The sequence below is a fragment of the Streptomyces sp. NPDC014733 genome, assembly GCF_043083385.1.
Lineage (GTDB): Bacteria > Actinomycetota > Actinomycetes > Streptomycetales > Streptomycetaceae > Streptomyces.
Genome location: NZ_JBIBYO010000003.1, coordinates 457,739 through 472,753 on the forward strand (window position 1 = coordinate 457,739; position 15,015 = coordinate 472,753).

Here is a 15,015-nt window from a genome sequence, read left to right on the forward strand (position 1 = left end):
CCGCTCACATCGGCTCGACGACGCGCGTCCGACCGCTGGCCGAAATGTGGGGTCACCGGCGATAGTTGATCCCTGCCCGAACGGGCGCCGCGGCCATGCGCCCGGCGCCCGTCCCTCCGTGGCGCCCGGCGGGTGTACGCCGTCCGGGAGTCACCCGACCGTGTTCCGCCCGCCGTCCGCACCGCCCGCGTTTCCGTACGCCGCACCCGACTGGGGGAATCCCGATGACACCTTCCGCGTCCCGCCGCACCGTCCTCGCCGCCGCACTCGCCGCGGCCGCGGCCACCGCGGCCCCCGCCGCGGCCGCCGCGCCGCGCCGCACGGGCTCCGGGCCCGCGCCGCGGGTGGCCCGCCCGAGGAGAACCGTGGATCACCACGCCTGGACCACCGCCGCCGACTGGGCGCGCGGCACCCACGACGGGACCGGCCCGGCGCCGTCCGCCCGCGCCGGGATCCGTCTGCTGAAGCCCGCCGGGACCGCCGAGTACCACGATCCGCACACCGGTCGTACCGCCGACTGGGAGTACGCCACCTGGACCGGCCCCCGCCACACCCTCGCCGTCCCGGCCACCGAACTCGTCGCCGCCTGGAACGCCCACACCCCGCCCGGCACCTGGATCACCGTCGAGGCCCGCGCCGACTACTCCGACGGCGGCCGGACGCCCTGGTACGTCATGGGCCGCTGGACCTCCGGCGACGGCGACGCGGACATCCGCCGCACCTCCGTCGACGACCAGAAGGACGGCCGCAGCAGCGTCTCCACCGACACCCTGGCGATCGACGACACAGCGGGCGGCACCCGCTTCACCGCCTACGTCCTGCGCCTCACCCTGCACCGCACCCCGGGCACCACCGCCACCCCCACCGTCCACCGGCTCGGCGCGATGGGCTCGGACATCCCCGCCCGCTTCGAGGTCCCGGCCTCCACCCCCGGCCCGGCCGCCGGCCGTGAGCTCCCCGTCCCGCGTTACTCCCAGGAGATCCACAAGGGGCAGTACCCGGAGTACGACAACGGCGGCGAGGCGTGGTGCAGCCCCACCTCCTCCCAGATGATCGTCGAGTACTGGGGCCGCCGCCCCGCCCCCGAGGACCTCACCTGGGTCGACCCCTCGTACCAGGATCCCCAGGTCTGCCTCGCCGCCCGCCGCACCTACGACAACCAGTACAAGGGCTGCGGCAACTGGCCCTTCAACGCCGCCTACGCCGCCACCTACCCCGGCCTCCAGTCCGTGGTGACCCGCCTGACCTCCCTCACCGACGCCGAACACCTCATCGCCGCCGGCATCCCCGTCATCACCTCCCAGTCCTTCCTCGCCACCGAACTCACCGGCGCCGGCTACGGCACCGCCGGCCACCTCATGACCGTCATCGGCTTCACCCCCGACGGCGACGTCATCGCCAACGACCCCGCCTCCCCGGACGACCCGGCGGTACGGCGCGTCTACCGCCGCCGGGAGTTCGAGAACATCTGGCTGCGGACGAAGCGGTACGACGCGAAGGGGCAGGTCAAGAGCGGTAGCGGGGGAGTGTGTTACCTGTACTTCCCTGTGAACTCAGCACCAACTCAGCACCGCGTCCTGCGGGACCTCGGGATCCAGTAGCAGTCATGCCGTCAGGTGGAGTGACATCTCCTCCGGGAGGTGACCCTGGAAGGTCGTCGTCACCACCTGGCGGCAACGCTCCCGTCCGTCCTGGGTGAGGTGCCCGTACTGGTCGGCCGTGACCTTGATAGAACGGTGCCCGAGCCAACGGGATACTTCATGAAGGGCGAATCCATTCGTCAAAGTCTGGGTTGCCCATTTGTCGCGGAGATCGTGGGGCGTGTACGCGCTGAGTTCCAGGCGCTTGATGGTTCGGTCCCAGGAAGCACGGATGAGCGCCGCCGCACCGGCCAAGCCCTCACCGTCGAGTATGGTCCTCGCCGAACTGGGAGGTGGAGGCGTTCCCAGAAGTGGACGAACACTTGGAGTCGTTCGCCAGCAAGGGGTTGTGGCGCACTTTGCCGGGCCGCACGAGTAACTGGCAGGTTCGTGTGGGCTGGATGAACGGGGATCGATTGGGAGCCGTGAATGACTAGGATGCTGCTCCGCTGTCCATCCCTGAGTTGCCCAACATCCTGAAACCAAGGGGCGAGTCAGAGTAGGTCGGTCAGGTCGGGGCCGAGCCCGTCGATGATGTCAGGTGCCTTGATCCCGTAGCCCTCGGCGACCCCGAAATAGGTCGGCTCGCCGGGCTCGGCTGCAACTCCCAGCAACATGTCCAAGCTACGCAGTGCTGCCGCGAGGCGTGGGGCATTTTGTGCGTGCACGGCGGGATGTGGCCTCCCGCTGAAATCACATGAGCCCCATACGTCATGGAAAACTGAGAGTTCCGCTGAGGGGCCGATGAGGTCAGGGGAGACGCTGATTTCGACCAGGCCAGGTTCACGATGGCATTTTCCTTCAGCATCGAGCCAGATACCGGAACCCACCACCGTAATCTCTGACATTTCTGCTGAAGGGTAGCGGGCTGGTTGGCATGCCCGCACCTGTTCGGCGATTCCGACGTCATCCAAGGAGCGCCCGACGATGTCGAGGCGACTGTGAATGCCGAGCCCTCCCTTGCCGACTTCGAACCAGCTCCACTCCAAGGAAACAGGCTCCAGCAGCTTGTTTTCCTGCAGGAGGGCAGACATGCGCGCGGCCGTCTCAAGAGCTGATTCCAGCCCTGGCGCGGTGACGTCCTCAAGGTCCCAGAACCATGAGCCACATTCCCTCGGTGCGCGCATTAGAGTCGACATGGGGTTTCCTTATGGTGTAGTTGCGTTGGTCGGGAATACGGTGAGAGAACCGTCTTGGAATCTTAGCTCGAAGGAGGCGTTGGTTCGATCGGCAGCCCTCTGGACAGCGTTCAATGCTCGCTCTGTCAATGCGCTCTTGGTGTCGGCGATGTCGAGAACCGCGACCTTTACCTTCACGCCGGGTCCTGCCAGCTGCATCTTTGCGATCTTCGTTACCGCCGACTTGATTCCCTTGGCGCTCTCCAGATCTTTGAGTTGAGCGCCGTATTCGATGCCGTTCTCAGATCTGACCAGAACGTCCAGATCAAGGTTTTGTTCTGGTAGTTTCAACTCGAATTCTATGTTCCCCACGTTCTTGGCCTGAAGTTCAGCCGCATGCTCCAGTGCCTGATGGACAGCTGGCATCATGTCTTTCTGCTTCACCTGGAAGATCAGGTCCTTATAGCCGGGGAGGTGAGAGAATCGTCGGTTGGCGATGTAATCGGCAACGGCTGCACCGTATCCTGACTTTCGGAGCTGGGTCAGCATCCGCTCCTGGTCCACCGGAGGCACCTTCGAGTCAACCAGAGACGCCGTGACCGCTTCCTCCTGCTCGGGGGCCATCTTGCCCAGTGGCTGTTGTGCAACGCCGTCGCCTTGCAGATGCACGGGGGGCTGCTCATCCGGGGCGCTTGGGTCAGCCGCCCCATGGACGTCATCGCCCGAGCCGCCGCCACTCGTTGATCCAACGTCGGACGAAACTGCCTCGTCATGGCCGCCGTGTGTCCCGTTCCCGTGACTCTCCTGGTGCGGGACACCTTGTGTATCTCCCGTGCCGTGGCCTTCTCCCGCTGGCGTGGTGTCTGAGGGGCGGCCGCCGCCACTCGTCGGGTTGGTGTCCAGGTGGTTGGTGGGTATGTGGTTTCCCGCGTTGCCACCGGGGGCGCTGTGGCCGTCAGCTTGGCCCATGGGGGCGTAGTCACCTGGTCCGGTCCTGCCGTGGCCTGCATTGTTGCCCGTGCGTACCAGCTCGGACGTATCTGAACCGCTGTGTATGCCGTCGTCGCCTCGTCCGCCGACGCTGGCCGGGACCCGTTGTTCCTGGTGGACCGGGGCGTCGATTCGCGGGTTGTCCGCGCCCGAGGCAGACGCGCCCCTGGGGGCGTGTTGGGCGTCCTGGAGGAGGTTGCCGTCCTTGTTGTAGAGGTTGCCGGTGGCGTCTGTGTAGTTGCCGGTGAAGGGGTCCTTCACCGTGTGGGGTGGGAGGGTGGCCGTGCCTTCGGGCAGTTTGATGGTGCCGTCCGGGAGTTTGGTGGCGCCTTCCGGGACGGCGGTGCCCTTGGGGAGCTGGATCGTGCCGTCCGACATCTGGACGGCGCCCTCGGGTAGGGCGAAGGCGCCTTCGGAGATCTGTGGGATCTTGAAGTGGCCGGCGTCTTTGAGGTGGGCCATGACGGCGCTGATCTTTGATACCCCTGCGCCTGCGCCTTTGAAGGCGTAGGTCATCGGGTCGATGGCCTTGCCCGCCTTGCCGGCGAAGGAGATGACCTTGGCTGCGGCGCCGGCTTTGCCCGCGCCTGAGGCGGCGGCGCCGGCGCCTTCGGTGAAGACGGCGGTCAGGACGTTGAAGGTGACCGCGCCGGCGGCCCGGGGGGCGTTCGACTCCCACTGGTCCCAGGCCACGAGGGCTTTGCCGGTCTCCTTCATGGCGGTGCGGGAGTCCCGGAGCCAGGAGGGGAGTTTGTCGCCCGGGATCGCCAGAAAGGCGGGGCCCAGGAGCGGCATGGTGGTGATCGAGATGCCGGTGGAGAGCTTGGCCAGGCCGGTCCATGCCTGGCCGGCGGCGTCCCAGCCGTCGACGCAGAGCAGGGTGCCCAGGCCCCTGATGGTGCCCCATACACCGTCGACGACGACGCCCTTGCCGAAGTCGTAGGCGTGCCGCCACACCTTCCACCACGGCACGGATTCCTCGACCGCATCGCCCCAGGGCAGGTGCTCGGACTGCTTGAGATCGTCGGCGTGGTAGCCGTAGCCCGTCTTGTGGGAGCCGTCGATCGCGTGCAGCTTCTTGCCGCCGACCAGAGCGACGATCTTGGCGTGGCAGTCGCGTTCGGCTGCCTGGAACGCGGCCCAGACCTCGGCGATCTTGTTGCGGCGGCTGAGGTTTTCGTCGGTCAGGTCGCCGTCCTCGCGCCAGTCGTCGTCCCCTGCGACCTTGTGACGGAAGTCGGCAGCATCCCGCTTGAGCTGATCAAGCTGTTTGACGAGCGGAGCGATCTCGTGGGCGTAGGTGCCCAGGGCGCCGGCGATGGTGCGTATGTCTGTGCTGACGTCGTGGGCTTTGTCCGCCACGGGCTTGGTGACGGCGAACAGTTGCTCCGCCTCGGGCGCCTTGTAGAAGGCGGACAGTCCGCCGAAGGACGTGTGGACGTCCGAGCCGGCGGTTTTGACCTTGGGGGCGCTGTGGGAGAGCGACTTCACCTTGGATTCGAGAAGGCCCAGATCACCGGTGAAGACCGGTACCTCGGCCGGGTCGACCGGAGCGTCGTTCATTACTTCTTCCCCCCGAAGCCCTTCAGTGCATCCAGCCGCACAGTTCGGGCGGCGTTCTGGGCGTTCCTGGCCGCCTCCAGGTCGCCTTCGACGTATTCATTGGTGGCTTTCGCCGCGCCCAGGACGGCGGCCTGGCAGCGGTCGGCCATCGCTTTGAAGTCCGACTGGCGTTCCTTCGCGTACTCGGCCAGCGCCACGGCGACCGGCCCCGTCGCGCCGTGCGGCACGAGACCGGGAGCCACCGGCCCCACCGGCTTGTACCCCGCCGCCACCGGCTGCCCACTCGGCAGCACCTGCGCCTGGGAGCCCGGCACGGCCGTACCCGCCGCCTGCGCAGCCTCCTGCATGTCCGCCAGCAGCGCGCGCAGGACGTCCCCGAGGTCCTCGGCGTGCTTGCCGACCACCTTCAACTGGCCCTGCACACCCTGCGGCTGAATGTCCCACGACGCCATGAACGCCCCCGCCTCCTGCATACCTCTCTGCCGCACCGCAGCGACCATCCGCAGCGATGCGCCCCCCCTCACAGCTGACAACCCGACGACGCACCCTGAAGATTGCTTCTTCTGCCGGTGCACCGAGGCCGGTCAGCCGATGTTGTCGACCGCGGCCTTCGCGCGTTGGAGCGTGTGGTGTGCGGTCGCGTCGTTCTTCTCCAGCGTCGTCTTGAGCAGGCGGATGATGCTCTGGACCTCCTGCGAGGCGCGGTTCCAGCGCACCTCCTTGCCGTGGTACTCGTCCGCGACACCGTCGGCCGTGAAGTCCGCCATGGCCTGCTTCACCTGCGCGTCACGCGCCGCGATCACCTGCTCCAGGCGCGCGATCACCGCCTGGATGTTGCCCTGTGTCTCCGACGATGCGCCCGAGTCGTACGAGCGGCGGTCCTTGCCTGCGGTCATCACATTCCTCCCCGTTGAGATCTGAGTACGCGCCCTTGGGCGGGCGGTCAGCGGCCCGAGAAGCGGGCCGCGTCGAAGTTGGCCCCCGCCATCTGCGTCCGGGCGTTGTCGGCCTGCTCCTGGACACCGGAGCTGAACGCCGTCTCCATGCCCGACTGGCCGCCCACGATCCCGGCCAGCGCACTGTTCAACTCCGCGGTGATCTCGTCCGCATGCGACTTGAACGCATCGAAGGCCGCCTTACCGGAGCCGTTGAACTTGCCCTCCAGCGGCTGGGCCGCCTGCACGAGCTGGCGGATCAACGTCCCCAGCTCCGTGCTCGACCCCTGCGACCGGGACTTCAGCGTCGAGAGCGTCTGCGCTCCCATGTCGAACTTCATCCGGCTCCCCCTGCTGAACGTGACGATCGTTTGTACGGTTATGCCTATCAAGTACGGATCGCTCGTGCAATCTGCTCTCCCGATGCTACGACCGGGGTGTGACAACGCCTCAGAGCCGGTGTCCGACCGCCCCGCCGCCGTAGCGTGGCCAAGCAGGGGGGCCGGAATGTCAGTCCCCGCTCCAGGCGTGCTCACTCGCCTTTCAGGTGCCGCATCAGGCGCTCGAAGTCCTGCCAGCCCGACAGATCCGACGGGTCTCCCGGCAGCGGGTAGTACATCGCCGGGTGCGTCTTCGGGCCGAGAGGGACTGGGGGTTCGGACAGCGGGGCGTGTCGCGCGCGGTCGTCGGGCATCTGGCGGACCTCGTCCGCGCCGAGGACGAAGGCGAGGGGGACTCCCGGGCCTTCGAAGCGGGGCGGCACCGCCAGGTCGCGGCGGGCCTTGCGGAGCTGGACGAGCATCGACTGGAGGCGGTGGCGGGTGGCCAGCAGCTCCGCCGCGCGGGGCAAGGCGTCCACCGGGGGCTCTTCGTCGGGGCCGTAGCCGAACATCAGCGTGACGTCTTCCTCGACGCCCGCCGTCGTCCGGCTGATACGTACCGTGGCGAGAGCCCGCCGGTCCGGGCTGCCGACCACCACGCACCAGGTCGGCTCGGGTGCCCTCTCGCGGGCGAGGTCGGTGATCTGGCGCGGTGACCAGGGGAGATTGGCCGGTTCCGCGGTCCCCCATCCGGCCGGGGGCGCGCCGGTCAGTTCGCGCCATATCGCTTCCAGGGCGCTGCCGAGGACCAAGCGGTCGTCCGCCGGGTGGACGGTGCGGAAGGTCACGGCCAGCTGATGTTCGCCGGTGGTGGCCGCCTCCTGGTAGGTGGTGGCCACCGGGGTGTGTGGGTCGTCGGCGGTCGCGTCGGCCGAGGCCACGGGGGCGAACATGCCGTCCTGCCAGCGCAGTACGGCTCCGGTCAGTCCGTCGTAGTAGCCGTCGCGTTCGTCGCGTACGACCCAGCGGGAGGGCCAGGTGCTGAGGCTGTCGCGTACGGCCGGGGAGAGGGTGGTTCCCGGTGGGGTGACGACTTGGAGGCCCAGCTCTGCGGTGGCGGCGGCGCGGTACGCGTCGGAGAGCCAGGCGGTCATGGCGACCACCGGGCGGTCCTGGATGACGACGGCGACCTTGTCGGTGAGGACGTCGATGGCAGGTTGCCCCTCAGAGGGCGTCGCGCTCACGTTCTCGGTGTTCACCACGGCCAGGGAGTGTGCGGCCTCCGGTGGCCAGGCGGAGCCGTCGGCCAGTGCGGCCAGCCGGGCCGCGAAGGTGCCCGCGAGGCGCTCGGCGGCGTCGACGCCGGTGGTGGCGCGGGCCTCGGTCCACCAGTACGGAACCGGCGGCGGTGTGGCGCCGAGCAGCCGCTCGGCTTCGCCTGCGACCTGGACTAGGAGCGGGGCCTCGATGGAGACGAGCGGTCGGCCCTCGTCGTCGCAGAGCCGCACGACGGCGCCTTCGCCGGTGGTGTCGACGAGCGTGTCGGGGCCTCCGGAGAGCAGGCCGGTGAGCACGGCGCCCGGGGTGGGCATGCGCCGGGTGAGGGCGATGACGTCCTTGGTCATGGGGTCGTCCGGTCCTTCGTCGTTCGTGGCGGGGATGCCGATGCCGTGCGTCTCGTGGCCTGCGTGTGTGCGCGGGCAGGTGCCTGGTGTTTCACGTGGGGGAGTGGACGGTCTGGATGAGGCGGTTGGCGTGGCCCCTGCGGAGGAGGACGCCGCGTCCGGCCGGCTGCGGGGAGGCGTAGACGCCGGGGAAGAGCTGGCCCTCGCCGCGGTCGCCGGACATGACGAGGGCCGCGGAACCCGATTCGCGCAGGCCCTGGACCACGGGTTCGTAGAGGCCGCGGGAGGCGCCGGCGACGCGGCGGGTGAGGACGAAGTGGAGGCCGATGTCCACCGCGGAGGGGAGGTAGGGAAGGAAGGGGGCGAGTGGTTCCTGGCCGGCGGTGGTGAGGACGTCGTAGTCGTCGACGAGGACCACGATGCGCGGGCCGCCGCCCCAGCTGCCGGGCTCCAGGTCCTGCGGGTGCGTGCTGTCGTCGGGCAGCCGCTGCTCCAGCACGCCGGCGATGCCGTGGGCGAGGCCCGCGCACAGCCGGGCGTTGTACGCGTAGCCGCCGTTGAACTCCTCGGGGATCGCGCCGCGCAGGGAGCGCCTGGGGTCCATGACGGCGAAGACCAGTTCGTCCTCGCCGTACCGTTCGATGAGGCCGTCGGCGATGGCCTTCAGCAGGTTCGTCTTGCCGCACTCGCTGTCGCCGAGGATCAGCAGGTGCTGGTCGTGGTGGAAGAGGTCGAGCAGTACGGGCTGGAGGGCCGTCTGGTCGAGGCCGATCGGTACGCGTCGCGGTTCGGCGACCGGGCTTGGCAGGAGGTCGGGCTGAAGGAGGTGCGGCAGCATCCGTACCGGTGGGGCGACCTCGCCGCTCCAGGTGGCGCGGATGGTCCGGGCAGTGCGTTCAAGGACGGTGCCCCCATCGGCGGCGTCGGTGAGCGAGTCGGTGCGGGGGAGCGCGACCTGCGCGAAGAGCTTCCCGTCCGTGAGGGCGCGGCCGGGCTCGTCGGGTGAGAGGGTCTGGGCGAGTTTGTGGTCGATGCTGGACTCGCTCGGGTCGTTCAGGCGCAGCTCGACGCGGGTGCCGAAGTTCGACTGGACGGCGATGCGCGCGTCGTTCCAGCGGAGCATGCCCGCCACCACGTGGATGCCGTAGCCGCCGCCGCGCTTGAGGAGGTCGGCGACGTCGTCGTCCAACTCCTCGAAGTCGTCCCGCAGTGCGCCGAAGCCGTCGATGACGAGCACGATCTCGGCGGAGGCCAGCTGGGGCAGTCGGCCCGCCGCGTGCAGGTCGCGCAGTTGGGGGACGGAGTCGATGCCGTGGTCGCGGAAGATGTTCTCCCGGGCCGCGAGCATGGCTTGCACTTCTTCGACGGTGCGGGCGGCGCGTTCGCGGTCGGCGCGGCCCGCGATGCCGCCCACGTGGGGGAGGCCGGCCAGGGCGGCCAGGCCGCCGCCGACCAGGTCGAGGCCGTAGACGCCGACCTCCTGCGGGGTGTGGGTCAGCGCGAGCGAGAGGACGAGGGTGCGCAGCAGCGTGGTCTTGCCGGACTGCGGGCCGCCGATGACGGCGGCGTGACCGCCCGCCACCGTCAGGTCCAGGTACCACTGCCCCTGCCACTGCTTGGCCGGGTCATCGAGGACACCGAGCGGTATCTGGAGCGGGCCGCGGCGCCGGGAGAGCTGCATACCGCGCGGTCCGGCATCCAGCGGCCCGGCGACGGCGTCCAGGGCGACGGCGTCGGGCAGCGGCGGCAGCCAGATGCGGCGCACCGGGCCCGCCGCGTTCTCCAACTGCGCGACCATGACGCCCAGCTCGGTCGGCCCCGTCTCACGGCGCCGCACCGTCGGCTCTCCGGCGTCCGGGGCTTCGTCACGGGACAAGGAGTTGTACGTGTCGTAGGGGAGGGCGAGTGGCCCGGTCTCCTCATCCGCCTCTTGCTGAACGGGGCCGCGGTAGGCGCCTGAGACGTAGCCGGCCTTGAAGCGGTCGTAGTGGCTGGTGTCGACCTTGAGGTAGCCGAAGCCGGGCAGCGGCGGCAGGTGGAAGGCGTCGGCGGTGTCCAGGACCGTACGGGACTCGTCGGCGGAGAAGGTGCGCAGGCCGAGCCGGTAGGAGAGGTAGGTGTCCAGGCCCTTCAACTGGCCGCCCTCGATGCGCTGGCTGGACAGCAGCAGATGCACGCCGATCGAGCGGCCGATGCGGCCTATGGACAGGAACAGGTCGATGAAGTCCGGCTTGGCGGTGAGCAGTTCGCCGAACTCATCGATGACGACGAAGAGATGCGGCAGCGGCTCCAGATCGGACCGGCCGTCGGCGCGCAGCGCGGCGTAGTGGCCGATGTCGGCGATGTTGCCCGCGTCCTTGAGGACCTGCTGGCGGCGCTTGACCTCCCCGGCGAGCGAGGCGTGGACCCGCTCGACCAGACCGGCCTGGTTCTCCAGGTTGGTGATGACGCCTGCGACATGCGGCAGGTCCGCGAACGGCGCGAACGTCGCACCGCCCTTGTAGTCGACCAGCACCAGGGCCAGATCCTCCGGCGGGTGGGTGGCCACCAGGGCGAGGACGAGGGTGCGCAGCAGCTCGGACTTGCCCGAGCCGGTGGCGCCGACGCACAGACCGTGCGGGCCCATGCCCAGCTCGGAGGACTCCTTCAGATCCAGCAGCACCGGCTCATGGGAGTCGTTGACGCCGATCGGCACCCGGAGGAAGGCGCGTTCACCGCGCGGCGCCCACAGCTGCGACAGATCGAGGCGCGCCATGTCGTCGATGCCGAGCAGACCGGCGAAGTCCACCGGCCCGGTCAGCGGCGCGTCGACGCGGGACTCGGCGGACAGGCGCAGCGGCGCCACCATCCGGGCCAGACCCTCGGCGAAGGAGATACCGACCTCGTCCACGGTGCCGTGGGCGAGGACCGGCTCCTGCCCGCGCAGATCCTCGATGACCACCTGGCCGCCGTCGACGGCGATCCGGACACTGACCTGCCCCGGCTCCTGAACCCGCTGCGCGAGCAGGTGCAGAACGGTAACGCCCATCTCGCGTAGACCCACCGCCTCATCGGGGCGCGGCAGCTCGACGGCATCCTCGCCGTGCCCGTCGGCGACGACGAGCAGCCGGGACGTCATGGCCAACGCGTCGTTGCCGGACAGGCCGCGGCGCACCTCGGCCGCGTAGGAGGCGCGGCGCCGGAGTTCGGGGCCGAGCTGCCGGGCGAGCTGGGGCGCGGACGGGGCGATACGGCGAGCGGCCACGGGGCCGTCGAACTGCTCGTCGTCGAGCAGCTGCGGCAGCCACTTCGCCCACTCCCAGTCGGCGAGCCGGTCGCCCGGCACGGCCAGCGCCATCGCCACATCGTCGGGGGAGTGCAGCGCCGAGGTCTGGACGAGCAGCGCGCGCACCGCGCGCAGGCAGTCCTCGCGGGGGCCGATGACGCTGATGTTGCCTACGCGGTCGAGGGGGACGGTGAGGGGGAGCTCGGTACCGGTACGGAAGCGGGATATCAGCGCCGACGCCTCGTTGAGCATGAAGCGGTCGGGCGGGGTGAGGACCGACGAGTCCTGCTGGGCGATCCTCACGTCCCGAACCGGCATCTCACCGGTGCCGACGCGCACGGACAGGAAGTCGGGGTCGGTGCGGCGGCGTTCCCACAGGCGCGCCGGATCGCGCACGATGTCGTAGAGGGCGGCCGGCGGCGGGTTGAGGACATCGGCGCGCTCGCCTCGCTGCCGCTCCTCGGCGGACAGCTCCTCGCGCAGTTCCTCCAGGTAGGCGAGGTACGCCTCGCGCTGGGTGCGGCGGGTGCGCTGCGCCTTGCCGCGCTGCGAGAAGACGAGCGCGAGGGAGCCGATGACGGTGACGACGAGGATCAGTGCGCCCAGCGCGGCGAACTGGCTGTTGCGGACGACCGTCATCATCACCACGGACGACATGACACCCGCGATGGGCAGCAGCGACATCGCGATATTGCCCGCCTTCCCCTCCGGGAGGTTCGGCGGGGCCTCGATGATGCGCGCTTCGGGGACGGCCGGGGGCCTGACGGTCCGGGCCGGGCGGTGGATCAGTCGGGTACTCATCGGCGTCCGTCATTCACGGTTCGTCGTCCGTTGTTCACGGTCGGGCTCGGCATCTGGTCAGTGACGCTGCTGGGAGAGGTGGAAGGCGTCCGCGGCGATGCGGGCGGCGGCCTGCCGGGTCGAGTGGGCGAGCAAGGCGGTCTGCACCGGCCCGCCCGCTGCCAGGTGCCGGTCGAACGGCAGGACCTGCACGCTCACCCCGGTGGCCCTGAGCTTCTCCGCGGCCTCGTCGAGGTCGATCCGTGAGCGCGGCATCAACTCGGTGAGCACGACGACGGTGCCGGCGATCACATGCGGGGGCAGCCCCTGCATCCACTGGAGCACCGCGTACGTGCTGGTGACGCCCTCAGGGGTGGCCGGTGCGGTCAGCACGCGGCCATGGGCGGCGGCGAGCGCGACCCGGGCCACCTCGGCGGGCAGCGTCTCGCAGTCGACGACCATCACGCCGAAGTAGCGCCGCAGCGCCACCACGGCCCGCTCGTACGCCCGGCTGTCCAGCATCGCACCGATCTGCCCCTGGCTCGCCGGCAGCAGCCAGGCGTTGTCGGGCAGCTGGACGAGATAGCCGGTGACATCGAGCAGCGTCATGTCCGGCGTGACGAGGTCCGCGATCTCGCCGGTGGTCCAGCGCCGCGACCGGGCACCGAGCCGCAACGGCAACGTGCCCAGCGCCGGATCGGCCTCCAGGACGAGAACCGGGTTCTGCCGGTAATGCGCGAACGTGGTGCCGAGCAGCGCGGAGACGGTCGACTTGCCCGAGCCGCCCCGTATGGACGTCACGGCGATCTGCCGACCGGTCGTCACCGGCTGCTGAAGCACCCCGGCGGTCCGGGTGACGTCGGCGACCTCGCGCGCCGCCGACGAGGACACCGTGCGCCGCAGGGCGCGCGCGGCCCGCGCGGCGAAGGACTCGCCGTGCTGCGGCTTGTGCCGTACTGCGCTGGCCAGCGCCTCGTCCACCACGGGGCGGGAGCCGGACGCACCATGGGACTGGGGAGCCGACGGGTACGTCGCAGGGGCGTGCTGCTCCTGCTTCCGAAGGGCGGCCTGCTGCGGCCAGACGGCCTGGTGCCCCGCCTGCTGCGCCTGCCCCGGGTACGGGTGGGCGGCCTGCCCGTACTGCTCCTGGACCTGGGCATGTGGTGCGGACGGACCCGGACCGGACGAGGACACCTGGTGTGTCCCTCCGCCGGGCCCCTGCGAACCCTGCGGGCCGCCGCCTCTCACCTCGCGCAGCACCTCACCCTGCCAGCCGTCTCCGCTCGGCATGCCTGACTTTCACCCCACCCTGCTGCGCCCGGAGCGCCTGCACATCGACTCAGAACTGGTTGAGCAGCTGCCCGTAGACCCCGAACACACCGAAGGCGAGCGGGAAGAGCGCCACCATGCCCACGGACTCGACCAGATCGGCCACGCGCCGCAGCCGCACCTGTACATGCTCGGGTACCTGCACCGCCAACGCCAGCAGCGGCACCACCGCGGCCGCACCCAGCACGGCGAGCGGCCCGGCACCCCCCGCATGCTCCATCCACACCATCACCAGGCGCACGACGAGGCACGAGGCGGCGACCAGGAGCGCCACGACCTCGGCGACCAGCGGGAAGGCCCGCGCCCTCGACACCAGCACCACGACGACGAGAGACGCCAGCACAGCGGTCCACACGGTCGGCGTCTCCGCCAAGGTGAGCAACCACCCGGCGGAAACCGCCGACACCGCGGTGACGACCGTCGACAGCGCAAGGCCCCGGTGCGTCGCCGCAAGTGCGGTCCCCACCTGGTGCCGGCTGACGGAGACCCCGCCCGAGCGGCGGTCATCGAGCGCGGTGAGCCCCGACGCCATCAGGGCGAGCCGCGGCAGCACGCCCAGCAGCACCAGCGAGAACACGGCCATGACGGCGCCGAGCCGCGCCGGATCGCCCTGGACGGCGGCCACCACCTCCCACACCACGGCGAGCACGGCCGTCGTCACGGCGCCGACGAGCCCACCCCTGCCGAGCGGCGAGAAGTAGCCGAGACACCCGAGCGTCAGCACCAGCACACCCGCGACACCGGCGAGCCGTGCCGCGCCCGACCAGGCGTACGCGTCGGCGGCCGTCCACGCGGTGAGGACACCGAGCCCGCCGGAGGCGAGCAGGAGCGCGGTCGTCAGGCCCCGGTTCCCCTGCCCGACCCTGGTGACGAGCAGACCGGCCGCCAGGAGCACGAGCGCGAGAGCCGCGTACGGACCGACGAGGGCGTCGAGCGTGAACTCGCGGCGGGCGAGCAGTGCGGCGATCACCGTGAAGGCGACCGTGGCGACCCCCGCGCTCGCCCGGCGCGCGGCGGGACGCCACCGCCAGGCCCGCAGATCGAGATCGTCCGCCACCTGGTCCGTGACGTCGTGCACCACCGGTGCGGGCGGCGCGGAGTGCGTCCTGACGAGCCGGAGTACCGCACCGTCGACGATCCCGGCCGATGCCAGCGTGCTGTCGTGCGGCAGAACGGAACCGTCAGACGTGATCAGCTGCCGTGACATCGGCCCCGAAGCGGGGCGGTCACCCAGCAACTTCAAGATGTCGGGGAGCAACTGCCCGATGGGCGTATCGGAAAGCAGGACGATGTCAGCCCGGCGACGCTCGCCGACCAAGGTCACTCGGCTCAGTTGCGCCCGGGAAGTCGTTGCTCTGCTCACCACTTACGGGAACCTATCATCGCGGCGTTGACGGCCTTTCGGGTCAAGTGAGACATATCTGTCCTGCGGGCCTCTGTCATCTCTGCC

Annotated in this window: 11 protein-coding genes; 1 reads left to right on the forward strand and 10 read right to left on the reverse strand. The window is 70.0% G+C overall.

Going from position 1 to position 15,015, the window contains the following annotated elements:
• Positions 1-224 precede the first annotated feature (224 nt).
• Positions 225-1,601, forward strand: coding sequence for a peptidase C39 family protein (locus ACF1BH_RS10265; RefSeq protein ID WP_391641971.1), 1,377 nt, complete (start codon positions 225-227; stop codon positions 1,599-1,601).
• A 3-nt stretch (positions 1,602-1,604) separates the two neighbouring features.
• Here ACF1BH_RS10265 and ACF1BH_RS10270 read toward each other — a convergent pair whose 3' ends face one another.
• The 10 genes from ACF1BH_RS10270 to eccD all read right to left on the reverse strand — a co-directional run bounded on the left by ACF1BH_RS10270 (position 1,605) and on the right by eccD (position 14,931).
• On the reverse strand, positions 1,605-2,126 hold the full coding sequence (locus ACF1BH_RS10270; protein ID WP_391641972.1) for a tyrosine-type recombinase/integrase: 522 nt from the start codon (positions 2,124-2,126) through the stop codon (positions 1,605-1,607).
• An 8-nt stretch (positions 2,127-2,134) separates the two neighbouring features.
• Positions 2,135-2,779 (reverse strand): hypothetical protein, encoded by a 645-nt coding sequence (locus ACF1BH_RS10275; RefSeq protein ID WP_391641973.1) that lies wholly within the window; start codon positions 2,777-2,779, stop codon positions 2,135-2,137.
• 9 nt (positions 2,780-2,788) lie between these two features.
• A complete protein-coding gene (locus tag ACF1BH_RS10280; RefSeq protein WP_391641974.1) occupies positions 2,789-5,311 on the reverse strand; it encodes a hypothetical protein in 2,523 nt (840 codons plus the stop codon).
• Complete coding sequence (locus tag ACF1BH_RS10285) at positions 5,311-5,763, reverse strand: DUF6507 family protein (RefSeq protein ID WP_391642201.1); 453 nt, start codon at positions 5,761-5,763, stop codon at positions 5,311-5,313. The genes ACF1BH_RS10280 and ACF1BH_RS10285 overlap by 1 nt, the downstream gene beginning before the upstream one ends.
• 132 nt (positions 5,764-5,895) lie before the next feature.
• The gene (locus tag ACF1BH_RS10290) at positions 5,896-6,207 is read right to left on the reverse strand and encodes a pore-forming ESAT-6 family protein (RefSeq protein WP_391641975.1); all 312 of its coding nucleotides are present in this window, start codon (positions 6,205-6,207) and stop codon (positions 5,896-5,898) included.
• Positions 6,208-6,254: 47 nt separating this feature from the next.
• Entirely contained in the window at positions 6,255-6,587 is a 333-nt protein-coding gene (locus ACF1BH_RS10295) for a hypothetical protein (protein WP_391641976.1), read from the reverse strand.
• Positions 6,588-6,778: 191 nt separating this feature from the next.
• Positions 6,779-8,191, reverse strand: a complete 1,413-nt coding sequence (locus ACF1BH_RS10300) for a DUF6177 family protein (RefSeq protein WP_391641977.1) — start codon at positions 8,189-8,191, stop codon at positions 6,779-6,781.
• Positions 8,192-8,282: 91 nt separating this feature from the next.
• Positions 8,283-12,257: a type VII secretion protein EccCa gene (gene eccCa, locus ACF1BH_RS10305; protein ID WP_391641978.1), complete on the reverse strand. Its 3,975-nt coding sequence runs from the start codon at positions 12,255-12,257 to the stop codon at positions 8,283-8,285.
• Between the two features lie 57 nt (positions 12,258-12,314).
• The gene (locus ACF1BH_RS10310; RefSeq protein WP_391641979.1) at positions 12,315-13,526 is read right to left on the reverse strand and encodes a MinD/ParA family protein; all 1,212 of its coding nucleotides are present in this window, start codon (positions 13,524-13,526) and stop codon (positions 12,315-12,317) included.
• Positions 13,527-13,575: 49 nt separating this feature from the next.
• Positions 13,576-14,931: a type VII secretion integral membrane protein EccD gene (gene eccD, locus ACF1BH_RS10315; RefSeq protein ID WP_391641980.1), complete on the reverse strand. Its 1,356-nt coding sequence runs from the start codon at positions 14,929-14,931 to the stop codon at positions 13,576-13,578.
• Positions 14,932-15,015 lie beyond the last annotated feature (84 nt).

What these genes read in the sequence shown, in the direction of transcription:
- ACF1BH_RS10265 (WP_391641971.1), top strand. Translation starts at nt 225, where the DNA reads ATGACACCTTCCGCGTCCCGCCGCACCGTCCTCGCCGCCGCACTCGCC.
- ACF1BH_RS10275 (WP_391641973.1), bottom strand. Translation starts at nt 2,779, where the DNA reads ATGTCGACTCTAATGCGCGCACCGAGGGAATGTGGCTCATGGTTCTGG.
- ACF1BH_RS10280 (WP_391641974.1), bottom strand. Translation starts at nt 5,311, where the DNA reads ATGAACGACGCTCCGGTCGACCCGGCCGAGGTACCGGTCTTCACCGGT.
- ACF1BH_RS10285 (WP_391642201.1), bottom strand. Translation starts at nt 5,763, where the DNA reads ATGGCGTCGTGGGACATTCAGCCGCAGGGTGTGCAGGGCCAGTTGAAG.
- ACF1BH_RS10290 (WP_391641975.1), bottom strand. Translation starts at nt 6,207, where the DNA reads ATGACCGCAGGCAAGGACCGCCGCTCGTACGACTCGGGCGCATCGTCG.
- ACF1BH_RS10295 (WP_391641976.1), bottom strand. Translation starts at nt 6,587, where the DNA reads ATGAAGTTCGACATGGGAGCGCAGACGCTCTCGACGCTGAAGTCCCGG.
- ACF1BH_RS10300 (WP_391641977.1), bottom strand. Translation starts at nt 8,191, where the DNA reads ATGACCAAGGACGTCATCGCCCTCACCCGGCGCATGCCCACCCCGGGC.
- eccCa (WP_391641978.1), bottom strand. Translation starts at nt 12,257, where the DNA reads ATGAGTACCCGACTGATCCACCGCCCGGCCCGGACCGTCAGGCCCCCG.
- ACF1BH_RS10310 (WP_391641979.1), bottom strand. Translation starts at nt 13,526, where the DNA reads ATGCCGAGCGGAGACGGCTGGCAGGGTGAGGTGCTGCGCGAGGTGAGA.